At 47.5% G+C, this 23973-nt stretch carries 22 protein-coding genes; 12 read left to right on the forward strand and 10 right to left on the reverse strand.

Annotated elements, in window-relative coordinates; genetic code table 11:
- Positions 1-217: 217 nt before the first annotated feature.
- Positions 218-499, reverse strand: a complete 282-nt coding sequence (locus tag QY97_RS09770) for a hypothetical protein (RefSeq protein ID WP_039238535.1) — start codon at positions 497-499, stop codon at positions 218-220.
- Between the two features lie 159 nt (positions 500-658).
- Here QY97_RS09770 and QY97_RS09775 point away from each other — a divergent pair, with 159 nt between their 5' ends.
- The 3 genes from QY97_RS09775 (at position 659) to QY97_RS09785 (ending at position 4111) form a co-directional block, all read left to right on the forward strand.
- A complete protein-coding gene (locus QY97_RS09775; RefSeq protein ID WP_039238537.1) occupies positions 659-1819 on the forward strand; it encodes an MFS transporter in 1161 nt (386 codons plus the stop codon).
- Between the two features lie 61 nt (positions 1820-1880).
- Positions 1881-2990 (forward strand): mandelate racemase/muconate lactonizing enzyme family protein, encoded by a 1110-nt coding sequence (locus tag QY97_RS09780; RefSeq protein WP_039238539.1) that lies wholly within the window; start codon positions 1881-1883, stop codon positions 2988-2990.
- An 11-nt stretch (positions 2991-3001) separates the two neighbouring features.
- Positions 3002-4111 (forward strand): M20 peptidase aminoacylase family protein, encoded by a 1110-nt coding sequence (locus QY97_RS09785; protein WP_408606260.1) that lies wholly within the window; start codon positions 3002-3004, stop codon positions 4109-4111.
- Between the two features lie 303 nt (positions 4112-4414).
- Here QY97_RS09785 and QY97_RS09790 read toward each other — a convergent pair whose 3' ends face one another.
- Entirely contained in the window at positions 4415-5173 is a 759-nt protein-coding gene (locus QY97_RS09790; protein WP_039238541.1) for a 3D domain-containing protein, read from the reverse strand.
- A 674-nt stretch (positions 5174-5847) separates the two neighbouring features.
- On the opposite strand from QY97_RS09790, the gene QY97_RS09795 reads away from it, so the two are divergent.
- Together QY97_RS09795 and QY97_RS09800 are read left to right on the forward strand one after the other, a co-directional pair.
- A complete protein-coding gene (locus tag QY97_RS09795) occupies positions 5848-6513 on the forward strand; it encodes a hypothetical protein (protein WP_039238543.1) in 666 nt (221 codons plus the stop codon).
- A gap of 20 nt (positions 6514-6533) precedes the next feature.
- Positions 6534-7811, forward strand: a complete 1278-nt coding sequence (locus tag QY97_RS09800; protein ID WP_039238545.1) for an efflux RND transporter periplasmic adaptor subunit — start codon at positions 6534-6536, stop codon at positions 7809-7811.
- A gap of 85 nt (positions 7812-7896) precedes the next feature.
- On the opposite strand, the gene QY97_RS09805 is transcribed toward QY97_RS09800, so the two are convergent.
- Both QY97_RS09805 and serC read right to left on the reverse strand, forming a co-directional pair.
- The gene (locus QY97_RS09805; RefSeq protein WP_232506268.1) at positions 7897-9072 is read right to left on the reverse strand and encodes a phosphoglycerate dehydrogenase; all 1176 of its coding nucleotides are present in this window, start codon (positions 9070-9072) and stop codon (positions 7897-7899) included.
- A 19-nt stretch (positions 9073-9091) separates the two neighbouring features.
- A complete protein-coding gene (gene serC, locus QY97_RS09810) occupies positions 9092-10174 on the reverse strand; it encodes a 3-phosphoserine/phosphohydroxythreonine transaminase (protein WP_039238549.1) in 1083 nt (360 codons plus the stop codon).
- A 517-nt stretch (positions 10175-10691) separates the two neighbouring features.
- Here serC and QY97_RS09815 point away from each other — a divergent pair.
- Together QY97_RS09815 and uraA are read left to right on the forward strand one after the other, a co-directional pair.
- Entirely contained in the window at positions 10692-12092 is a 1401-nt protein-coding gene (locus QY97_RS09815; protein ID WP_039238551.1) for an alanine/glycine:cation symporter family protein, read from the forward strand.
- A gap of 277 nt (positions 12093-12369) precedes the next feature.
- The gene (gene uraA, locus QY97_RS09820; protein ID WP_198402933.1) at positions 12370-13641 is read left to right on the forward strand and encodes a uracil permease; all 1272 of its coding nucleotides are present in this window, start codon (positions 12370-12372) and stop codon (positions 13639-13641) included.
- A 39-nt stretch (positions 13642-13680) separates the two neighbouring features.
- On the opposite strand, the gene QY97_RS09825 is transcribed toward uraA, so the two are convergent.
- The 3 genes from QY97_RS09825 to QY97_RS09835 all read right to left on the reverse strand — a co-directional run bounded on the left by QY97_RS09825 (position 13681) and on the right by QY97_RS09835 (position 15575).
- Entirely contained in the window at positions 13681-14235 is a 555-nt protein-coding gene (locus QY97_RS09825) for a DUF2812 domain-containing protein (RefSeq protein ID WP_039238557.1), read from the reverse strand.
- On the reverse strand, positions 14225-14566 hold the full coding sequence (locus tag QY97_RS09830; protein ID WP_332370327.1) for a PadR family transcriptional regulator: 342 nt from the start codon (positions 14564-14566) through the stop codon (positions 14225-14227). Before QY97_RS09830 ends, QY97_RS09825 begins: the two co-directional genes overlap by 11 nt.
- Positions 14567-14714: 148 nt before the next feature.
- Complete coding sequence (locus tag QY97_RS09835) at positions 14715-15575, reverse strand: CvfB family protein (protein ID WP_039238681.1); 861 nt, start codon at positions 15573-15575, stop codon at positions 14715-14717.
- 145 nt (positions 15576-15720) lie between these two features.
- Here QY97_RS09835 and QY97_RS20980 point away from each other — a divergent pair, with 145 nt between their 5' ends.
- On the forward strand, positions 15721-15855 hold the full coding sequence (locus QY97_RS20980; RefSeq protein ID WP_261337317.1) for a hypothetical protein: 135 nt from the start codon (positions 15721-15723) through the stop codon (positions 15853-15855).
- Positions 15856-15883: 28 nt separating this feature from the next.
- Here QY97_RS20980 and QY97_RS19555 read toward each other — a convergent pair whose 3' ends face one another.
- Complete coding sequence (locus QY97_RS19555; RefSeq protein WP_052728951.1) at positions 15884-17710, reverse strand: S8 family serine peptidase; 1827 nt, start codon at positions 17708-17710, stop codon at positions 15884-15886.
- Positions 17711-18000: 290 nt separating this feature from the next.
- Between QY97_RS19555 and QY97_RS09845 the strand changes: the two genes are divergently transcribed.
- The 3 genes from QY97_RS09845 to QY97_RS09855 all read left to right on the forward strand — a co-directional run bounded on the left by QY97_RS09845 (position 18001) and on the right by QY97_RS09855 (position 21072).
- Positions 18001-19017, forward strand: coding sequence for a tripartite tricarboxylate transporter substrate binding protein (locus QY97_RS09845; protein WP_039238684.1), 1017 nt, complete (start codon positions 18001-18003; stop codon positions 19015-19017).
- A gap of 63 nt (positions 19018-19080) precedes the next feature.
- Positions 19081-19539 (forward strand): tripartite tricarboxylate transporter TctB family protein, encoded by a 459-nt coding sequence (locus tag QY97_RS09850; protein WP_052717109.1) that lies wholly within the window; start codon positions 19081-19083, stop codon positions 19537-19539.
- A 12-nt stretch (positions 19540-19551) separates the two neighbouring features.
- On the forward strand, positions 19552-21072 hold the full coding sequence (locus tag QY97_RS09855; protein ID WP_039238561.1) for a tripartite tricarboxylate transporter permease: 1521 nt from the start codon (positions 19552-19554) through the stop codon (positions 21070-21072).
- A gap of 7 nt (positions 21073-21079) precedes the next feature.
- On the opposite strand, the gene QY97_RS09860 is transcribed toward QY97_RS09855, so the two are convergent.
- Together QY97_RS09860 and QY97_RS09865 are read right to left on the reverse strand one after the other, a co-directional pair.
- Positions 21080-21790, reverse strand: coding sequence for a response regulator (locus tag QY97_RS09860; RefSeq protein WP_039238563.1), 711 nt, complete (start codon positions 21788-21790; stop codon positions 21080-21082).
- 3 nt (positions 21791-21793) lie between these two features.
- Complete coding sequence (locus QY97_RS09865) at positions 21794-23377, reverse strand: ATP-binding protein (RefSeq protein WP_046128713.1); 1584 nt, start codon at positions 23375-23377, stop codon at positions 21794-21796.
- Between the two features lie 336 nt (positions 23378-23713).
- Here QY97_RS09865 and QY97_RS20430 point away from each other — a divergent pair, with 336 nt between their 5' ends.
- Positions 23714-23875, forward strand: coding sequence for a hypothetical protein (locus QY97_RS20430; RefSeq protein WP_156994526.1), 162 nt, complete (start codon positions 23714-23716; stop codon positions 23873-23875).
- Positions 23876-23973: the final 98 nt, after the last annotated feature.

The raw sequence follows: 23973 nt of genomic DNA on the forward strand, positions 1-23973 counted from the left end.
CAGACTCCTGCGGGATCAGCGGGACAGGTGAGACCCCGCAAAGCGCAGCTTGAGGAGGCTCACCGCCCGCCCCGCGGAAAGCGAAGCGTCTGGAATGGAAACGGGCAGTCCACATTTACGGGTAAAATAAAAAGACTGTAGACGCTCGATTTCCATCGAGTTTGTCTACAGTCTGAAGCTTCGAATGAACGAAGCTCTCTTTCCCGCTGCTTTGTTATTAGTCTCTTCTAAAAGCGTCCATAATCAACACAACAGCCGTGATCCAGTGCATAATCATCCCAACGATCGGAATCCAGCCAATGATAGACGTAACAATACCGAGCACACTGCCTGCAATGCTTCTGCCGGCATTTAAAGCTAGAAGCAGTGTGATGATATGAAGCACAGCCATGAATCCAAGCGGCGCCCACAAGTTGCCAATGATAATTGAAGCACCAATAATAGGGAGGCCGAGAACAGCTTCTGCCCCGCCGGTAATCCACTTCATTGCGTTTACCATACGTTTCGTTCTCTCCTTTATTTTTCGTCATCTTCTACTTCTTTTTACGGATGAAAATAAAAAAGGTTTCATGCAGCGCCGAATTTTTAAAAAAGCCCGTTTGCGCACGGTATGCTACTATATAGAAGTTAAAATTTATATACAGAGAGGGTTTCAATCGTGTTTAAAGCTCAATCCTGGTTATCATTTAACTTCTTTGCTTTTTTCTTTACATGGGGCGTCTTTATTCCCTACTGGACAGCTTGGCTGATTGCCGAGAAAGGCTTGACGGTTGGAGCCGCCAGCACCATTATCGCGGCCGGCTTATTCGTTCGCTCGTTCTCTACGTTCTTTCTATTTCCAACGCTGCGAGCCAAATTCTCTGCCGGCACACTCTTTAAAGCCTTTGCTTTATTAAGCCTCGTGCTCTTGTTCTCGTTCTTTCTTTTCGATTCCTTTACCGCTATGATGGTGGCCATGATTTTGTTCAGCCTCGTGTACCCGCTCATGCTGCCGCTGACAGAAAGCACCGGGGCGATCATGATTCGAAGCGAGCACATTCAATACGGCCGAAGCCGCTCATGGGGGTCGATCGGTTATGCGGCAGCTTTAGTTGTAGTAGGCGCAGTCACCGCTGCCTTCGGTGATCCTGCGATTATGTATGTCATGATGGCAGGCTGCTTCCTTATGATCATAACGGCGTTTTATTATACTCCAGCCTCCGTTCAAGTGAAGGAGGAAAAGCGCTCTGTGTCGCTGAAGCCGATTCTAAAGTCCAAACGGTTTCTTACAGCCGCGATCATTTGTATTCTCATCGACGGCTCTCATGCGGCTTATTATAATTACGGCTTTATTTATTTGCAGGCATTAGGGGTAAATAATATGTGGGGCGGCATTATTTTGAACCTGGCCGTCGTGGCGGAGATCGCCTTCTTTGCAGTGGCTGACCGGATGTTCCGACGTACGCGGGCGTCATCTATGCTGTTGGCAGCAGGGCTGGCAACCGTGATCCGCTGGGCCATGATGTTTTTATTCCCGAACGTCATCGCCTATGTAGCCGGGCAACTTCTTCATGCTTTTACATTCGGACTAGCTCATTACACATTTATCCGTGTCATGTACGAGGAATTTGAAAATAAAGATATTCCTTCTGCACAAGGCATTTATTCCGCTTTCGGCATGGGGCTCAGCTCCTCGTTTCTAACGATTGCAGGCGGTTATTTATACAACCAGGAACCGGGACTGGCCTTTTTGGGCATGGCCGTTGTTACCATTCCAGCCATCCTGCTAGCCCTTTATATGAAGAAGCAATTCGAAGCTTCTCCACTTTCAGAAAAATAGGCTTTTTCTTCTTTTCTTCTATTATAATGGAGAAGAGAATACACCAAAGGAGAGAACATAGATGAAAATTGTCAAAGCCGAGATGTACGGCATCCACCTGCCGCTCCGGTCACCTTTCATTATTTCCTACGCGACCTTTGATTACATGCCGTCTGTTATCGTCAAACTCGAAACAGACGACGGCCTGGTCGGCTATGGAGAAGCGGTACCGGACGAGCATGTGACTGGTGAAAGCTTCTACAGCTGCATAGAAATACTCCGGCACCAGCTTTTACCTGCCGTGATCGGAGAAACGCCGTTTCACATTGAGCATCTTCATCATAAGATGAATCAAGTGATCACGGCCAATCCGGCAGCGAAAGCAGCGATTGATATTGCCTGCTATGACTTGATGGGAAAAGCCACAGGCCGGCCTGTCTATGACTTGATCGGCGGCAAGAGCCACGAAGAGCTCACTTACCCAAGGGTGCTCAGCATTGAAGAGCCCGAGGTCATGGCAGAGAAAGCACGTGGCGCTCTTGACCGAGGCTTCCGTTCCTTGAAGCTGAAGGTCGGCACAGATCCTGCCCTTGATGTAAAACGTATTCAAGCGGTGCGGGAAGCCGTCGGCTATGATGTGGAAATCCGCGTCGATGTGAATCAAGGATGGCAGACATATTCATCAGCGATTCAGGCGATGAAGCAGTTAGAACCGCTGCGGCTTGCCTGGATTGAACAGCCCATCCGCCTTGGAGATATCGACGGGCTTGCTCAGCTAAAAAGACAATGCACAACACCTTTAATGGCGGATGAATCGATTCATCATGGTGAACACTTAATAGACATGATCAAAAAAGAAGCCGTTGATAAGATTAATATTAAATTGATGAAGTCCGGCGGCATTTACCCCGCCATTTCTATAGCGAAAGCAGCTGAGTATGCCGGCATTGACTGCCAGGTCGGCTCGATGGTCGAATCTTCTATTGGCTCAGCAGCCGGCTATCACACAGCAATGGCGCGAAAAAATATTACAAGCACGGAACTGACCGGCCCCTTGCTATTCAGCAAGGATATCGGGGACTTGATCTACGAGGTGCCGTTCGTTCGTCTGAATGACAAGCCGGGCCTTGGCCTCATTATTAATGAAACCGTGTTAAATGAATTGACCGTTACTCAGGCAACAGTAAACTAAGAAAGGAGCGCTTGTTTGTGACCTCACTAGACAGCCGGCTGATGGACATCTTCCACCATTTGCACACGCACGCTGAAGTCAGCTGGAAGGAAACAGAGACGACCGCTTATCTGGCGGACCTGCTCACTAAAGAAGGCTTATCGGTTCGCACTTTTCCCGACTGCACCGGGCTAGTGGCGGAGATCGGCAGCGGCAAGCCGGTCATCGCCTTGCGAGCGGACATCGATGCACTTTGGCAAGAGGTGAATGGGACGTTTCAAGCGAACCATTCCTGCGGGCATGATGCCCATATGACGATTGCCATCGGCACTATTTTGCAGCTGAAGGACCAAGTCACTCAAGGCACTGTACGCTTTATTTTTCAGCCCGCTGAAGAAACCGGCAGCGGTGCGGTGAAGATGGTGGAAAAGGGCGTAGTAGATGATGCGGACTACTTATTCGGCATGCATCTCCGGCCGGAAGAAGAGCTGCCATTCGGCAAAATGGCGCCATCCATCTGCCACGGTGCGGCCGCTTTTTTATCCGGCAAGCTGACCGGCGGTGATGCGCATGGTGCCCGCCCTCACCAAGGGACAAATGCGATTGACGTTTTAACCGCTTTAAATGAACAGTTAAAAACGATCTACCTCTCGCCATTTGAAACGTATTCGGTGAAAATGACGCGATTAGAGGCCGGCGGGCAAAGCTTAAATATCATTCCCGGCTCCGCCTCCTTTGGCTTAGACGTACGCGCACAGAAAAACGACACGCTGTCTGAGCTGCAGCAAAAGGTAGAGGAAAAGATCCACGGTGTTAGCCAGCTATTTCAGGCAGATATTGAATTCGATTGGAGAGATATCACACCGGGAGCTGAAGTAGCTCCTGAAGCAGAGGAATGGCTGCGCCAGGCGATTAAAGCGCACGGCGGCGAAGACATGCTTGCCCCACCCGTCGTGACCTCCGGAAGTGATGACTTCCACTTCTACACGATTAAGCAGCCTCACGTCAAAGCAGCGATGCTCGGCATTGGCGCCAGCCTGACACCTGGCCTGCACCATCCGAATATGACATTTGACCAGCGCGTCATCCCGATGAGCAGCGACATCCTCGCCCGCGCCATTCTGCTCGCTTTGCAAGCATAATAATATATGTAAAAAGGAAAAAATCCGCCAATCTGCTGGCGGATTTTTTTCGTGTGACGGGAGATATGAGCGGTTTTTTCTTAATATGAGCGATCATCCATGTGAAATGTGCGATTCTCCTCTTGTTATGAGCGATTCTTGAGTCCATATGAGCGATTCCTCTTTTATGAGCGATTTTACTGTGAAAATGAGCGATTTCCACCTTATTATGAGCGATTCTCAACAAATAAAAAACTGCCCGACAGTCGAGGTTGAGCTGCCGGGCAGTTTGCTTAGTTGTTTATCATTATATTTATCAGTCTATTAGTTTAGCACAGTAACTTGAACAGTACGACGTCCAAATTCTAATGCTTCAGATGTAGTTGGTACGTGAAGGTCGATGCGGTTTCCTTTGATCGCACCGCCAGTGTCGCCAGCAACAGCTGTACCATAGCCTTCTACGTATACTTTTGAGCCTAGTGGAATTACGTTAGGGTCAACGGCAATAACTTTAGCGTTGCGGTTATTGTTCAGGTTGATACCTGTTGCAGTGATACCAGAGCAGCCTTTACAGTCAGCAGTGTAAGCAGTTGCTTCTACTGTTAAAGTTTTGCCTTGCGGTGCTTGTGTTGTAGAAGGTTTGCTTGCAGATGCATTTGATTTAGAAGCTGATACACCTTTTACTGCTTTAGCTGATCCGCTAAGTGCTAGCTTGTCGCCTACGTAGATTCTGTCAGAAGATAAGCCGTTTGCTGATTTCAGCGCTTGAACGGTTGTGCCATGCTTCTTAGCAATCTTGAATAACGTATCTCCTGCTTTTACAACGTATGTACCGCTTGCTTTAGACGCTGATACACCTTTTACTGCTTTGCCGCTTACTTCTAATTTTTGATTAGGGTAAATTATATTTGATGATAAATTATTGACAGATTTTAATTGTTGAACAGTTGTACCTTTTTGTTGAGAGATTCCCCAAAGTGTATCTCCCTTTTGTACTGTATATGTCTCAGCTGCTGCAGCTGTGCTGAAAAGACCTCCGCCGATCATTGTAGTAGCTGCCAATGCGATTACTTGTTTTTTCATGATAGAAAAACCTCCTGTATTCTCCCCTGCGACAGTTTCTCCGTTTCGCCTTTCCGACTAGCGGGAAAAGAAAAATGAACCGTCTGCATATATTTTTGATTATTCATTTCGTTCGTCCAGTGTCGTCCAGTGGCCTATCAAAATTAATAAAATTAGTTTTATATAACGCGGGCAGTCACTCTCAATGACCCGCTAACGAGATTCATTGTAACACGGGAAAAGGCGTAATGATTTTAAGAGACCATTACGCTTTTGCCTTTTTATATAACGAGACTGTTACAAAACTATCATTCTTCTTTATTTGTAACTTACGCGAAATAATCATGACAGTTATTCATATCAAAGGAATAATTTGGAATAATATTATTTACAAACCTTCATATTCTTCCTTTTATTGTCTATCCGATTGTCTTTTTTCATCCATATAATAGGCGGTTTATCTTTTTAAGGGAGAAAAAACATATGACTTTTCTTATGATAACGCTTACATACTTGTAATATTCTTTTACCTTGTAATCTTTTTGTAACATAATGTCGATGATAAACCTGATCGACTGTTCATTCCAAGCTTTTTTTATGAAATATGATATGTTTATCATGGTACGAAAAAGTAGAGTTGTATATAATTAGAAAGAATGATGTCGAATTTATTCTATTTATCTGGAGGATGTTAGATGATTTACCGTGTGCAGCTAGTGAAAGGTCTTTTGCATCCGAGACGCTCCCTTGAACAATTGGAGCATGCAGAAAAACTGAAGGGCTTATGGGGACGTATTTTTTTGGTCGTGTTTCTGAGCACCCTTATTTATTTTCTGGGCGGGCTGTTAGGTTTCCAGTCGGAGTCCGTTTCTACATACTTGCCGAAGTCCGGCACCCTTCTATTCGAGCATGAAAAAATGCTGTTTGCGGCTGGCCAAGCGATATGGGGATTTCTCTTCCCGCTTCTGATTATCTTTCTTCCATCGCTTGTATTCTGGACGTTTTTAGAGGTTGACTTCTCTAAACTCTTCACCTTGCAGTCTATGGTGTATGTAATCTATTTAATTGAATATGTTCTTCTTATCCTGTTTAACATTGCCCTTGCGATACCGAGAGATTCTTCACCATTCTCTCTTGGTGTGATTGCTCAATACATATCCGAGAATGAAATCGTGACGAGCTTCTTCAGCTTTGTCACGCTATTCCAGGTGTGGGCGATAACATTGCAATACCGCTTCCTTAAGCGTGTTTCAAGCAAGCAACCAACTGTCGTTCTCACCTACGTCGGCGTTGTTGCTCTCGCCATGTGGTTATTTTCGGCCTTATTTACATCTATCCATATTGATCGGTTATTTCAATAAGAAGGAGGCGACAGAGCGAAATGAAACGGATCAGAACATCAGTCTGGCTGACAGCCGGCGCCCTGGTCGTTGCCGGCAATTTATACTTAACCTTGAAGGAAGACAGCAAGGCAGACCGGTCACAATGGCTCACCTCATGGACTCAGGCAGCAGAGGATGACGTTGTGGAAACCTTCCAAACAACCGGTGTCCTTGTGCCTGCTGAAGAATATCCTGTGTACTTCGACAGCAGCAAAGGCACCTTCCTCCGTTTTCTTGTAGAGGAAGGCCAGGAAGTGGATGCGGGCACTCCTTTGTTCGAATACTCCTCCGCTCCGCTCGACCGGGAAGTGAAGGAGCTCGAAGCTGAGAAGGCCCAAATAGAAACGAAGATTCGATTGGCTGACGAACAGATTTCCCAATTGCAGTCGAAGCTTTCCTCCCTTGAGTCGGATGAAGACCGGGATTCTTACTCAACTGGCAGCTATGACGCAGAGACAAATAGTGAAAGTATTGAAATTCAGATACCAAAGGATTACGAAACTGCCAAAGCGGTCATTGAAAATGAAATCCTTGAACAGCAAACCGAAAAACGGGAGCTTGAAGAACAAGCCAACCAACTAGACACCCGGATTAAGGACACCAAATCGCAAAAGAGCGAATTAATTGTGAAAAGCGAAACCGAAGGCATCGTCAAGGAATTGAATAAAACGCTGGGCAACCCGATCATTACGCTTCGCTCAAAGCAGGCAGCCGTACAGGGGTCATTCGATGAGCAGCAAATGAGCGAGGTTCAGGAAGAGCTGGCGATCCGCGCTTCTGTTGACCAGGTGCCAGGAACGCTTGAAGGTAAAATCACCAACATTGAGAAATATCCTGCACAAGGACCGTCTGTACAGCAGCAAAGCTTGTATCCCTTTATCGCCCAGCTGGATGAAAACAGCATAGAAGGAAACAAACAGCTGCTGCCGGGAATGAAAGCCAATGTGACGGTTATTACAGATGAAGCTCTTCAAGCTGTTACTGTTCCGGTGACAGCCCTCCTGAAATCTGGTGACGAGTCGTACGTCTATGTACTAAATGATAAAGCGCGGCTTGAAAGGCGAGCAGTAGAACCCGGTCTTCTCGTGGATGGCCTGCAGGAAATCACCAGCGGGCTAGAAGCCGGTGAAGAAGTCGTTTCGGATCCTGAGAAGCTCATGGCAGAGCATGGATTCTTTGTCACTCCTGTTGATTACCAGGCCATTGACAAAAGCGAATATGACAATATGACAGCGAAGGAAAAGTTCAAATTCATCCTGATGGGATTGTTCTCTTAACAGAGCGGTTTAGCCTGCTCTGTTTTTTCTTTCTGCAAACAGAAAAGCCGCAAGCTTGGAAGCTTGCGGCTCTCTTTATATCCAATTAGATGATACGGGACATAACGACTCCGTCTACCTTGTCAATCGCCGTCTTCAGTTCTGTTAATACGTCTTCTGCTACTTCATTATCGATGTCGATCATAGTGTAAGCGTAGTCTCCGCGGCTTCTGTTCACCATGTCAGCAATGTTCAAGTGACGCTCAGACAAGCCAGAAGTGATTTGTCCAACCATGTTTGGCACATTTTTGTGGTAAACCGTTACGCGGCGCTTTCCTGTGTAAGGAAGAGAAGCGTTCGGCATATTTACAGAGTTCACAATGTTTCCTGTTTCTAAGTAATCTTTAATTTCACGAGCGGCCATGATGGCGCAGTTTTCTTCAGACTCTTTCGTAGAAGCGCCAAGATGCGGAATCGCAATAGCGTTTTTCATTTTCAGCACATTTTCGTTCGGGAAGTCTGTAATGTACTTGCCGACTTTTCCGCTTTCAAGTGCAGCGGCCATATCCTGCTCGTTCACTAGCTCTCCGCGGGAGAAGTTCAGAATATGTACGCCTTCCTTCATAATATCGAACGCTTTCTCATTGAACATGCCTTCTGTGCTGTCTGTTAACGGAACGTGAACAGTGATGTAGTCACTTTGTGCAAACAACTGTTCGATGGTCATCGCACGCTGTACGTTGCGGGACAAGTTCCAAGCCGTATTAACAGAAATGAAAGGATCGAAACCGATGACGTCCATATCAAGCGCAAGCGCGTCATTAGCTACGTGCATACCAACCGCACCTAAGCCGATAACACCAAGCGTTTTACCTTTGATTTCTTTTCCGACGAACTGCTTCTTGCCTGCTTCGACTAGCTTCGGAATGTTCTCCCCTTCTCCTTCAAGGCCTCGTGTCCACATAAGACCAGAGAATACGTTACGAGAAGAAGCCATGAGAGTAGTCAAAACAAGTTCTTTTACCGCGTTCGCATTCGCACCTGGCGTGTTGAATACAACAATGCCTTTCTCTGCACAGGCATCTGTCGGGATGTTGTTCACGCCTGCTCCTGCACGAGCGATGGCTTTCAGGTTGCTGCCAAGCTCCATGTCATGCATGTTAAAGCTGCGAACAAGGATGCCATCAGGATTATCACTGTCATTATCGATGGTAAATTTCTCTGTATCAAGTATATTTAAGCCGACTTGGGCAATATTATTGAGCGTTTTAATTGTATACACTGGCTTGTCCTCTCCTTTATTACTGATGATTTTCTTCGAATTTTTTCATGAATTGAATTAAAGCTTCTACGCCTTCCACCGGCATCGCATTGTAAATGCTCGCACGCATGCCGCCAACAGAACGGTGGCCTTTTAATGTTTCCAAGCCTTCTGCCTTTGCTTCCTTCACAAATGCTGCATCCAGTTCATCTGATGGAGAAACGAACGGGATGTTCATGATCGAACGGCTGTCCTTATCAACCGGTGAAGAGAACATTTTAGACTCTTCAAGGTAGCTGTACAGCATGTCCGCTTTCTTGCGGTTGATCTCTTCGATCGCCTTCAGGCCGCCGAGCTCTTCCAGCCATTCAAATACGAGCTTCGCCATGTAAATCGCGAACGTTGGAGGCGTGTTGTATAAAGAGCCGCTTTCGCTATGTGTCTTGTAGTCAAGCATCACCGGGCAGTCTTCCGGCGCGCGTCCAATCAAGTCTTCACGGATGATTACGACCGTCAGTCCAGCCGGTCCAATGTTCTTTTGAGCGCCGGCATAGATTAAGCCGAACTTGGATACATCAACCTCTTCAGAAAGAATATTGGAAGACATATCGGCTACAAGCGGCACATCGCCTGTATCAGGGATGTTTTGGAATGCTGTTCCTTCAATTGTATTGTTCGTTGTAATATGTACATAATCCGCTTCCGGATCGATCATGCTGCGGTCAATTTCAGGAATGTAAGAAAAGTTCTTATCCTCAGATGAAGCAATCACGCGAATATCTCCGTATTTCTTTGCCTCTTTGATCGCTTTCTTAGACCAAGACCCGGTATTTACGTAATCCGCTTTCTTGCTGTTTGTCAGAAGGTTCAGCGGCACAGACGAGAATTGCTGAGAAGCGCCTCCTTGAACGAAAAGCACTTTGTAGTTATCTGGAATGTTCATTAAGCCTCTTAGTAATTGTTCTGCCCCTTGAATAATATCAGTGAACAAACCCGAACGATGGCTCAATTCCATCACGGACATACCAGAATCCGCATAATTGACTAATTCTTTTTGCGCTTTCTCTAACACGGGCAGCGGCAGCATAGAAGGTCCCGCTGAAAAATTATACACTCTCTTCATGTAAACTCCCTCATTCGTTTTTTATTTGGAAATCAGAAAATTGATACACTAATAATATGCATGAATTATAAAGTATTACGCCCTACTTATCAAGAGGACAGAAAGCAACTTTTTTCATGCATTTTCTCATGTTAGCGTTTCCATCCCGATAAGAAAAGGTATTTGCAAATTACGAACGATTATTGAATTTTTTTTTTGATTCGTTCGCTTTAAGCACAAGTCCCTTCCTTCTCTTTTTTCTAATCCGATTTCTTTATTGTACCACTTTTGCTTTTTTCTTTTTCTATGGTTTGCTCATACAATTTCTGTGCATCTATGAAAATAGGAAAAAGTGGTGGTTGGCGACCTTACAATTAACAATAATTATTCGAATATTATATCTATTCTATTTTTGTGGAATTATTTTTCCAGTCTGCTAAAATGGAAAAAGCTAGGTTTCGCTTTTTATGAATCCTTTTTAAATGAAAGTGATTCCAAATAAAACAAGCTTCTCTTAATTTTACGAGGAGGATCTACCATGCTAGAAATCTTGCAGAAGATGAATGATGTACTTTGGGGCACGCCCAGCTTAATTCTATTAGCTGGAACCGGCCTATTTTTGACTCTTCTATTAAAGGGTCTGCAGTTCCGCCGGCTTGGCTATGCCTTTAAGCTTGCCTTCACGAAGGAGGACGCGGTAGATGCCCAGGCAGAGGGGGACGTAAGCAACTTTAAAGCACTCATGACGGCACTCGCCGCCACGATCGGCAACGGAAACATTGCCGGTGTAGCAACCGCTGTCACTCTCGGCGGGCCGGGTGCTATTTTTTGGATGTGGGTCGTCGGCCTGCTCGGTATGGCGACTAAATACGCAGAGGCGCTTCTCGCGATGAAATACCGTGTAAAGAATGCGAACGGCGAGTACTCCGGCGGTCCCATGTACTATATTGAACGAGGGCTCGGCCGCAAATGGAAATGGCTTGCGATGATGTTCGCCCTTTTCGGTGCCATTGCTGCCTTTGGGATCGGCAACAGTGTACAATCGAACACGATTGCCGATGTGATGCAAGGCTTCCATGTGAGCAGCTGGGCAACCGCTGTCGTGCTTGTCACATTGACGGCTTTGATTATTTTCGGAGGACTGCAGCGAATCAGCACGGTCGCAAGCTTTTTCGTACCGATTATGGCGTTTCTGTATATCGGCGGCTCCCTGCTTATTATTGGGGTTCATTACGACCAGATCATTCCGGCCTTTGAACTTATTTTTCATTATGCCTTCCAGCCCGTTTCTGCTGTCGGCGGCTTCGCTGGCGTCATGGTAGCAGAAGCCATTCGAAATGGCGTCTCGCGCGGCATTTTCTCCAACGAAGCAGGACTTGGAACCGCTGCGCTGATTGCCGGAAATGCCCGGGCGGATCACCCTGTCAAGCAGGCGCTCGTCGCGATGACTGGTACGTTTATCGTCACCATTATCGTATGTACAATGACAGGGCTCGTCCTGTTAATGACCGGCTTCTGGGATCCGACTGGAGGAGCTCTTTCCGGTGTGGTCCATGACTCGACACTCAAAGGCGGCGCGTTAACGACAGCGGCCTTCGGTTCAGTTCTTGGCGCAGCCGGTGAATGGATTGTTTCCTTATCCGTGATTTTCTTCGGATTCTCGACGATCGTCGGGTGGTATGTATATGGAGAGAAATGCTTCGAATACTTAGCCGGTACAAAGCTTATTGTTCTGTACCGTTTCGCCTATGTAGCAGTCACAGGAATCGGAGCCATCGCCAGCCTTGCCACCGTCTGGCAGTTTGCCGATATGGCTAACGCTCTTATGATGATTCCAAACTTAGTTGCGCTGCTTCTTCTGTATAAAGTCATTAAAAAGGAAACGGATGACTATTTCCGTCAACTGCCTTCTGCTTCATTTAATAAAAAAGCAAGTTAACTTATTATTAGCCTGCCAGGCTCATTCCTGGCAGGCTTTTTTGTGTATGAGCGGTTTTAACCTGGATATGAGCGATTCTAGGTGTAGTATGAGCGGTTTTTCCTGGATATGAGCGATTCTCACCGATAAATGAGCGATTCCCCTCTCCAATGTTATTGAAGGGTAATATCATTAGGAAAAGTTTTTTATTTTCTCAAGATTGTTTAAAATAATGTAGAATATTGACGGTTTTTTGCTGTATAATAGGAACAATTTGTGAGTAAAAGGAGAAGTGAGTATGCGCACCTACCAAGTTGATGAGCGGCCGCCGCTTCCGGCGATGATTCCGCTTAGCTTGCAGCATTTGTTTGCGATGTTTGGTTCAACGGTACTCGTGCCTATTCTGTTCGGAGTCAACCCAGCAACGATCTTGCTGATGAACGGAGTCGGTACGTTGATTTATTTGATTCTATGTAAAGGACAGGTTCCTGCTTATCTCGGCTCAAGCTTTGCCTTTATTTCCCCGGTGCTGGCGGTCATGGCAGATAAAAGCTATAACGCAGCCCTTGGCGGTTTTATCGCTGTTGGTATCATTTTTATTCTTGTTTCTTTAATCATTCGGGCAGCAGGCACAAAATGGGTCGATGTCGTCTTCCCTCCTGCTGCTATGGGCGCGATTGTCGCCGTCATCGGGCTTGAGCTCGTACCGGTCGCCGCCGGCATGGCCGGATGGATTCCGGGAGATGGGGCAGATCCTGCGACTTGGTCTCCTGATCCAGATGTGGTGATCGTTTCCTTGCTGACGCTCGGCATTACGATTATCGGAAATGTCATGTTCCGCGGTTTCCTGCGCATCATCCCGATCTTAATTGGCATTGTCGCTGGTTACATCATTGCGATGCTGTACGGACTCGTTGATTTCCAGCCAGTCCGGGATGCGGAATGGTTTGCCCTTCCTGACTTTTATCAGCCTGAATTCGATTGGGCCAGCATCGCGATTATTTTGCCGGCGGCTCTCGTTGTCATCGCTGAGCATATCAGCCACTTAGTCGTGACACAGAATATTGTCGGCCGCGACTTAATGAAAAAGCCTGGCCTTGGCACGTCGCTGTTCGGTAACGGGATCTCTACGGTGCTGTCTGGCTTCGTCGGTTCTACGCCGAACACGACTTACGGTGAAAACATCGGCGTGCTAGCTTTAACGAGAGTGTATTCGACATGGGTGATTGGCGGGGCGGCCGTGATGGCGATCATCCTTTCCTTCGTTGGAAAGCTCGCGGCTTTGATTTCCACGATCCCAAGCGCCGTCATGGGCGGGCTTTCTCTGTTGTTGTTCGGAAGCATTGCCATTTCCGGCTTGCGCATGCTCGTTGAAGCTAATATCGACTACTCTAAAGCGACGAATATGATTTTATCTGCTGTCGTGCTCGTTGTCGGCTTGAGCGGCGCTACGTTGAGGTTTGGCAACTTCGAGCTGACAGGCATGGCGCTTGCTACCGTCATCGCTGTTCTGCTCAGCTTATTCTTTGCTGCTATTGACAAATTGAAGATCTCTAACGATTACGAGTAGGAAAATCCGGCCCCGAGCGGCCGGATTTTTTTGTTCCTTCTATTCATGCTTCAGGTCGCTTGCCATCCGGCGGATCCGTACCTCAAATGCTGCCCAGGTCATAAGGGAAGGAAGAAAAAGAGCAATAGCCAATGTTTGGACGATATAAGCGATCACTCCTGCAAGTCCTGTATAGTCTTGAATAAATAAGAAATTAACCAAGAAGCAAAGAGCGGTGAAAGCGAAAAGAATCAGTGTCACTTTTGAAAGCAGCTTCCTCGCCCGTTTATACTTTTCAAGACGTGTGGCGCCATCTGTGTAAATCGGCTTCGTTCCCGGCGGTGCGGAAAAAATGTGCATATTCCCTTCCGAACAGACCGGCTGCCAGCCGCCTGCTCGAAAGATATCGTAATAGTCCTCTAAGTCTTCCCTCGCTACATCGTGATAATCCAGGCTGTAAACCACATGGCGGGGATTGCTTTTGCGAAGCTTATAGCCAAGCGGAGCGAACGAGTGAAGCACCCACCCCTTTTCCGCCATTTTGCTGAGCTTCTTCATGTCCTTCTCTTCTGTAAACGCCAATCCTCCCGAAGACATGTACTTTTCATTTTTCATTTCCTTCACTCCCCTGTAAGTGTTGAAATGCCTGTGCCCCGTGGGCGGCCATTCGTCTCCTTCTCTCAATTTCCCGCTGAAGCATTTCCCTGCCTTCTTGAGTGGCTTCGTACGTCTTCCGCCGGTCCCCCGGGGAATCCAGCAGTGTAATTAAACCTGCTTTTTGCAGCTTTTTCACTAATGTGTACAACGTGGCTGGCCCGACGATAAACTCGCCTTCTGTCATGTCCTCAATGTACTGCATCACCGCATATCCATGGCGCGCCTCGAGGACTGACAACAGAATATAATAGGCCGGATCCGTTAACTGGTCCATCTTCTCCTGTTTCAAGAAGCTTCCTCCCTGCTATATCATATTTCGTTATATCATGTTTGGTTATATCACTTTATGATATATCTGTTAATGATATAGTATGCGCTTTTGAATTATTTGTCAACGAAAAAAATAAAAAGCTGCCGGGCATTTGCCCGACAGCCTTCTATTCCTTCACTTGATACGTCCAGCCTTCTTCCTGATACACTTTCTTTTCCTTCATCAGTTTTCCGAGTGCACGCTTAAAGGCGCCCTTGCTCATAGAGAACCGCTTCTCGATTTCTTCCGGGAAGCTTTTGTCACTGTACGGCATTGCACCGCCGCGCTGAAGCAGATAGCGGTACACTTTCTCTGCGTCATCCACCTGCGCTTCCTGTCTGCGCGCGAGAAGCGAAATGTTCACGGAGCCGTCCTCCTTCACATCGATCACACGGCCCTCCACTTTCTGGCCAAGACGCGGCTCATCCTTCCGCTGAGAGGGATGGATAAATCCACGGTAGCCTTCCTCTGTAATAGCGAAGGAGCCGGCTTTTGTCGCCCGGTAGACAGTACCGATGACATCCTTATTGAAATCCTTGCGTGTTGCTTTCGTGAACTGCTCCTCCATGACGTCTTCTGTCGCCGGCTTAGCGAACAGGCGCCCCTTTCGATCAAGCTTCAGCGTACAGTACAGGCGGTCGCCGACATCCGGCCAGACAAATTGAATCAGCGGCAAATCGTCTTCCGATACGAGGACATCCTTCGTTAAGCCAATGGATACAAACACACCGAGCTCTCTCTTCACGCCTACCACTTCTACCCAGCCATATGTGTCCTGTGTAATGACCGGCATGTTCATCGTAGCCGCCAGCCGCCCTTGATGGTCCTGATACAAGAACACCTCTACCGGTTCATCCGGGTCGAAGGCTTCTGTTGTTTCCGACTGGTGAAGCAGCACACTCTCTTCTCCATCCGTTAAGAACCAGCCAAACGGCGCTTCATTTTTCACGTCCAGCGTCACAATGGTTCCTGCTTGTAAGTCACTCATATATGAAAATCCTTCTTTCTTTCCGTATTTATTCCACACTTTTCCCGATTTGGCTCTCATTATACCATGATGTTCCTTTGTTTAGTCTATTCCTAACTGGGGAATATAAAAGCCAACAGACAAATTCACAAAGGTGGTAAACATAATGGCAAAAAGTAAATTGTCTTCACTTGTGAAGCTGGCCGCGAAATACGGGCCAATCATTTATCCCATTGTCAAAAAGATGATGAACAAGCGGAAATCCTCGCAAATCGCTAAAAATTTAAGCAAACAACAATAATACAAGCACAAGGGAAGCCGGACTGGATTTATTCAATGCGTACCCAGACGGTTTCTTTTGTGCTGTTGTTTTGTAGATCGGTGCCGGTAAGAATGATTTGATAGTCACCGGGCGGCATCTTTTTTAAATTGCCGTTTGTTCCATCCCAGCTGAGGTTATGACGGCGTGCCGGCAGCGCCTTTCTTGTCAGGAGCGGCTTCACGAGCTTTCCCTGCTCATTGTAAACAGCCGCTGTGATAAATAAGCTTCTGTCGATTGCAAAGGTGACCGCAGCAGACGGCTTTTCCTTCGTCATGGTCATATCGGCAGCATCGGCAGTGATCACCGGAGGCAGGTCAGGAATGACTTGCACTTCGGCTCTTTGACTGAGTGACTGCCGGTTGTCGGCCAGACGGAATACAACCGAGTACTTGCCCGCCGGAACAAAGTCGCCGTTATCCTGCTTCCCGTTCCAATAAGCGACGAAGCCGCCCTGCTTTGGCAGTTCTCCGTTTATGAGCGTACGGACACGACGGCCGCTCGCGTCTTCTACATAGACCAGCCCTCGCATGCTTCCGCGGACTGACAGCGCGGCTCGGATATTAGTTTTTCCCGTCATGCGAAATTCTTTCGTATTGAGTGATATCGCTCCCATCGGCTTTGGTGTAAGCGCCAAAGCCTGGTGGGCATCCACACGGCCGTGCCCGTACGAATCATCCATCGACGGGTGACCGAGATCGACAGACGACTGATACAAAATACGCATCACCTGCTGCGGTGTCAAAAACGGATTTTTCGATAGCACGAGTGCGGCTGTGCCTGATACGACGGGTGCCGCCATGGACGTACCGCTGTCATAGCCGTATGAATGAACAGGCATCGTCGAGTATACGTTCTCTCCCGGTGCCGATAGATTAATGTGGCGGCCGACATTAGAAAACCCGGTTATATGATCCTTCTCGTCCACTGCGCTGACACCGATCACTTTGGAAAAAGCGGCCGGATACATCGGCAGGCTTGTCCCTTCATTGCCAGCAGCCGCTACGACAAGGGTGCCTTTTTCCAAAGCATAGGCCACCGCGTACTCCATCACACTGCTGTATACATACGTGCCCAGGCTTAAATTAATAACGTCCGCTCCTTGATCAGCAGCGTACATCATGGCTTCCGCGATATCATAGCTTTCTGCATATTCCCCCTGGAACACATCAATCGGCATTAGCTTCACGCCCGGAGCAACCCCTGTCACTCCCGCTCCGTTCATCGCCGCGCCAATGATGCCTGCTACGTGCGTGCCATGGCGGTCGCGGTCCACAATAGCTCCGTTGGCGACCACATTGTACGGCTTCACAATCCGGCCGGCAAACTCTGTATGAGTTAGATCGAGCCCTCCGTCAATCACAGCGACCGTCACTTGCGGGCGGCCCCGCGTTTGATCCCACGCCCTCGGTGACTGGATCATTCGGTGAAACCATTGACGGCTATAGGACGGATCGCTCGGCTGGAGCTGCGGCGTTACATGGTAATTCCGCTCTGCCCGCTGAACAGTCGGCTCCTTCTGCAGTGAAAGCATCATTTGCTGGAGCGGCTGCTTCTCCTTCACTTCCACATTCACAAACAGCCCATTCATCAAGCTCGACTGCTCCGTTAATCCATATTTCTCATATAAGGCTTCCCGCTCTATGGACGGAAGCGCTGACTCGAACTGAATGACCAGTTCGCTTTTTTCGTAGCTCGCCTGCAGGACATGGGCTGGTTTACTCACCGGAAGCTCCGCTGCTTCGACTCGGCCTTCACTTTCCCACATACTCATTCCCACACCTGCTGCTATCACACTGCTTAACACGGCCTTCCACAGCCCAAACAACCCTCTCATCCCTCTTCCCCCTATCCGATTCGGATGAGCACTTTCATGCGTTAATGTGGTGGGGGTCAGACCCCCACTCCTTTAAAGCGTTAAAGGAACGTCTTTCCATAACGAGATAATTATAGTTGGTTCGGGCGTGGGCGTCTATGGGATTTTTCGGGTTTAGCAGATTTGGAGCCTTTTGTGCACTTTATGAACAAAATGGTCTTTATGAAAGGATTATTGTTTATGAGAGAAATATTATCTTTCTTTTCAGAACATTCTATAATGAAAGCACTTACAAGAAAGGAGCATTCATTATGAAAAATATTCGTCTTATTTTCTTATTAATGGGCGCATTCATGTTATTCCTGGCTGGATGCGGAAACACACAGGAAAGCGGCGAGGCGGCTTCCGGCGCTGAAGGAAGCTGGCAGCCTGAAAAGCCAATTGAAGTGGTCGCTCCAGCTGGTCCGGGCGGCGGCTGGGATACAACCGCACGTGCGATCGCTAAGCTATTGGAAAGTGAAAATATCATTGACCAGCGCATGGCCGTTGTGAATAAGCCAGGAGGCGGCGGTGCTGTCGGCTGGGCCTATGTAAATGGAAAAGCAGGCGACAACCATACAATGTTCATCGCCTCTCCTCCGCTTCATTTCGTTCCTTTAAATGGACAATCTGATTTAGACTATCAGGACTTCACTCCGCTGTCTGCTGTCATTGCGGATTACGCGGCTTTCATCGTGAAAGCCGATTCTCCGTACAACTCCATGACAGACCTTGTGGAAGCTTTAAAGAAAGACCCGCAGGCGGTATCGGTTGTCGGTGACTCCGCGCCTGGAAGCATGGACCATATGCAATTCGTGAAAGCCGTAAAAGCCGGCGGCGTTGATGTCAAGAATCTGAAATATGTATCTGCTCAGGATGGCGGCGGCATGAGCATGCTGCTTGGCGGAAAAGTTGATGTGTACTCCACAGGTCTTGCGGAAGCAACAGAGCAAGCCAGAGCAGGCAAGGTAAAAGTCTTAGCGATTACCGCACCGGAACGTTTAGAGGGAGAAACGATCTCTGAGTTCCCGACACTGAAAGAACAAGGCATCGATGATGAGTTCGTCGTATGGCGCGGCTTCTTCGGACCGAAAGACATGGACCCGGCAGCTGTGAAGTATTACGAGGATGCTTTTAAACAAATGATGGAAACAGAACAGTGGAAGGAAGTACGGGATAACTTCGGCTGGACAGACAATTATATGAACAGTGAAGAATTCGCTGTGTTCCTGGAAGAAGAACATAAAGAAATTGAAGCATTAATGGAAGAAGTAGGATTGAAACAATAAGAAACACGGAAAGGCTGGCCGGTTACAGAAGCTGGCCTTTCCTGTATAGAAAGAGGGATGTATATGGCCAATAAGCCATCAAGATGGATTGCTTTATTGCTGCTTGCCATAGCCGGTGTATATTTAGTGTTAGCTTATCAGCTGCCGGAATTTCCATATGCCATTATAGACAGTGATGTCCTGCCGAAAGGCCTTGGCTTTTTACTTATCATCTTGTCTGTTGTACTGTTTGCCACGGCGAAGGAGGAGACAGCAGAGGAAAAAGAGAAACGCACGATTCCAAAAAACGACTTAGTCATTTTATTGATTACGGCTGTTGCTATTTTTATTTATATTTCCTTGTTAGAGGTTCTTGGATTCTTGCTGACAACGATTCTCTTTTTACTCTTCCTGCCAACGGTACTTGGCTATCGAAAATATGGTGTAACAGTGGCGGTTGCTTTCATCTTTAGCGGAGTGATGTACTACTCCTTCACTTATTTACTGAACATTACCTTGCCACAAGGCATTATGCCCTTCTAGGAGTTGATTAATATGGATTTCAGCAGTATTCTTTACGGCTTCCAGGTAGCTTTATCCCCTGGAAACTTAATTTTTGCCTTTATTGGTGTGCTAGCCGGTACAGTGATCGGCATGCTGCCCGGGCTCGGACCGATCAGCGCCATTGCGATTATGATTCCACTCAGCTACGGGATGGACCCGGCCTCCGCGCTGATTCTTATGGCGGGCGTTTACTATGGAGCTGTATTTGGCGGGTCGACTTCCTCCATCCTGCTGAATGCCCCCGGCGTTTCCGGTACGGTGGCCACGTCGTTTGACGGCTATCCAATGGCTCAGCAAGGAAAAGCCGGGAAAGCACTGGCGATTGCAGCCATTTCCTCCTTTGCTGGCGGAACGATCAGCGTCGTGTTCTTAATGCTTGTGGCACCATTTGTTGCTGACTTAGCTGTCACCTTCGGACCGACGGAATATTTTGCGCTTATGCTGTTAGGCTTAACCGCGATTTCGAGCTTATCAGACGGCTCTACCATAAAAGCGATGATCGCAGCGGTCGTCGGCTTAATGATTGCTACAGTCGGCATGGACCAGCAAACAGGCACCTCACGCTTTACGTTCGGTAACCCTTCCCTCTTGGAAGGCATCGATTTCTTAATTGTCGCTCTCGGTTTGTTTGCTCTAGCAGAGGTATGCCAGCTTATTCTTCGCAGAAAGGAAAAGGAGTCCAAGAAGAAATCAGACGTCGGCAACTTGAAGCTGTCGAAGGGCGAGCTCAAAGAGATGGGCGGCCCGATCAGCCGTCACTCCGTTCTAGGATTTATTCTCGGCGTGCTGCCGGGAGCCGGAGCCACCATCGCTTCATTTCTTTCATATATTTCTGAAAAACGCCTATCCAAGGATCCTTCTTCTTTCGGGAAAGGAAATATCAAGGGAATTGCGGCGCCCGAGACGTCCAATAATGCGGCTACAAGCGGCGCTTTCGTTCCGCTCTTAACACTCGGCATTCCAGGCTCAGGAACCACTGCGGTGCTCCTCGGTGCCCTGCTTGTTGTCGGTGTACAGCCTGGACCGCTTATGCTGCAGGATCACCCCGATGTATTCTGGGGCGTTATTGCCAGTATGTACATTGGTAACCTGTTTCTTTTAATATTGAACCTGCCGCTCATTCCGTTCCTGGCAAAAATTTTAGCCATTCCAAGACAATTGCTAATCTCTTTGATCATTGTCTTCTGTTTGATCGGTGTGTACGCCGTAAGCTTCAGCACCTTCCATTTATACATTTTGCTTGGCTTTGGCGTTCTCGGATTCTTAATGAGAATGTTCAGCTTCCCGGCCGCTCCTTTTATCTTAGCCTTTATTCTCGGCGGGATGATGGAGCAGTCGTTCAGACAGGCAATGACGATTTCTAACGGTTCTTACAACGTCTTCTTCCAAAGCAACATTACGATTGCCCTGTTTATCGTATCCTTGCTTTCCATCTTTGTGCCGATCATCTCCGGTTACTTTAAGAAGAAAGCTGAAGCGAATGAAGACGAAAGAAAAGGGCGGACCGCTTAATCCCCCCTTAAACCCAGTAATATTTTCTTTCTGGACGGCCGACTGTTCCATAGGACAGCTCGGCCTTTACTTTGTTCACAGAGACAAGATACTCCAGATAACGGCGGGAGGTTGTCCGGCTCATGCCGAGATGAGAAGCGGCTTCCTCGGCCGTCTTCCCTTCATCACCTGTCTCCTCCATGTAAGACTCCACTTTCTTCAGCGTCAAATAGTCAATTCCCTTTGGCATGCTGCTAGGCTCGATCCGCTGCTTCACCTGTACGGCACCGGGCTTTTCAGAAGCAGCTACCCGAAACAGCTCATCTACCTTTTTCTGGTTGACCAGCTCGCCGCCCTGCAGGCTTTGCCGGTAGCGCCGGTATTTATTCAGTGTCTCCTGAAAGCGGCTGAGAATAATCGGCTTTAAGATATAATCAAACGCCCCGCCCCTAATCGCTTCAGAGACATGTGCCACTTCCTTTGCGGCCGTCACCATGATGACATCCACATGCCGGTACTCCTTGCGAATGTGCCAAAGCAGATCAATGCCGCTGCTTTCCTCAAAATAAATATCGAGCAGCACCAGGTCTGGCTTCGCAAGCACAAGCGCTTCCTCTGCTTCCGTGATAGAAGAAGCAATCGCGCATACGGAGAAGCCATCCATGTGTTTTAAATAATTGGCATAAATGTCTGCCGCCTTCGGATCATCTTCCACAATCAATACGTAAATCTCTTCCATTTCTTATTCCCCCTCCCGTTCTTTAGGCAGATAAACCGTAAATAAAGCGCCGCCTAGTTCACCCGTTGTGACAGTCACATAGCCGCCTGCTTTATGCACGAGCTGCTGAATGAGATATAGCCCATAGCCATGCCCTTGCTCCTGCTTCGTCGTCACACCTTTTGAAAAAACCTCCTCCGCTTCCTCACTGCTAACCCCCGGACCGTTATCCTCCACTTCAATGATCACATCGTGGCCAATATCAGTGACAAACAGCTGCACCTTCCGTTCTTCTAGCGGCAATACGGCCGTGAAGGCATTGTCGAGCAAGTTGCCGATAATGGTAACAAGCTCCTCTTCCTCAAGGCCCGACGGCAGTTCATACAGTGTACTGTCCTCCACAATCATCAGGCTGATTTTCAGCTCCTGCGCCCGGTTGTATTTCCCTAGCATGATGCCGGCCACAAGCGGGTGCGGGATCGCCGATAATAAAAATTGAATGAGCTCTTCATAGGAGGACTGCTCTTTTTGAATCAGCTCGAGTGCTTCTTCATTTTTATTTAATTGAATGAGCCCAGCAATCGTGTTCAGCTTATTCGCATATTCGTGCGTCTGGGCCCGGAGAACATCTGTGTATTGGTGAACGCGGGCCAGCTCTTTCGCCATGCGGTCCAGCTCGTCCTTGCGCCTGAAACTGGCCACGACTCCCTTTACTTGCCCGTCGTCTAGAATGGGCTGCCGGTTGGCAATGACTTCTTGTCCATTTAATGCAATCTCATCATCAAGATGGATCTCTTTAGAGGTTAAGATCTCCGGCATTTTCGTGTTCGATAAAAGCTCGGCAATCGGCATGCTGAGATAAGATGTTTTCGGATTCAGCTTCAGCATATCGATTGCCTGCTGATTCATCGCTGTAATTTCCGCTTGATCGTTTACAGCGATAATGCCTTCCCTCACCGATTCAATGATGGCTTTTTTCTGAAGCAGCTCCTCCGCAATCTCCTCCGGCTCAAGCCCGAAAATCGAGCGTTTGACGTTTCTCGCAATCAAATAAGAACCAATCGCGCCAATGGCAATCGCGAGTGTCACTAAAAAGAGAATCCGGTTTTGAAAGTTCCCTACCGAAACAGCCGTGCTTTTTTCCAAAATTCCAACAGATACAACGCCAATGATTTCATCATTTTTACCGAAGACGGGTGTTTTGCCCCGGACAGAATACCCTAGTGAACCTTTGGCATGAGAAATATAGCTTTCTCCTTTTAAAAGCGCCCGGTCATTGTCGCCTCCGACCATCTTCCGCCCGATTCTTTCCTCTACCGGATGGGAGTAGCGAATGGACTCCGTGTTGCCGACAACGACGAACTCTGCATTCGTCATTTCCCGCACGCGTTCAGCAATCGGCTGGATCGTGGCTGCGGGGTCCTCTGTATAAAATGCACGCTGCACACTTGGCATACCTGCTACGGTTTTCGCAATATCTAAGGCTTGCTTGCCCTTCTCTTCTATAAATGTGTCAGACAGCATGTCGTAATAAATAAACGATAAAACAGCAATCACAAAAACAAGTAGTATTGAAAATAAAGCCATAATCTTTGTCTGCAGCTTCATGATGTTGTGCTCCTCTGCCCTTTCCATTTATTATGAATGATTTTACCGAACATGTGAACGTTTTCATGACAGAAACCTTCATATTCGATGATTCTCCTTACCTGCTAAAAACGATTTTTGATAGTTTTTGTCAGAAAATGCAGACAATACTCCACCCCGTTTCCGTTTAAATTTCGGGGGTTTATGCTATAATAAAAAGGAATGCAGTTTATTTTTTCTTGGCTTTTTTAAGCAGGATGCCTCTCTGTTACATATACAAAGACAGGTAAAGGTTTCTATCTAGCGGTCGCTGGGTAAAAGGAATAAGATGAACTTTCAAGAACGGAGATGAAGAAAATGAACATGAAAAAATTATTAACGTACGGATTAGTCGCAGCTGTTGTCGTTCCTAAAGTGAAAGAAAAACTCGAAACTCAGCAACTACGCAAAGAATACCAAAACGCACACCGCGTGCGCATGAATAATAACAGCATCTTAGGCAAGATCTCTGCTAACTAAACATGAACACAAGAGCCCGAAATGTGCCATCTGCACCTTTCGGGTTTTTATTTTGCTCGCTCTGCCACCTTAAAGCCCGATGACCACGAAAGAACACT

It is taken from the genome of Bacillus thermotolerans, from assembly GCF_000812025.2.
Lineage (GTDB): Bacteria > Bacillota > Bacilli > Bacillales > Domibacillaceae > Quasibacillus > Quasibacillus thermotolerans.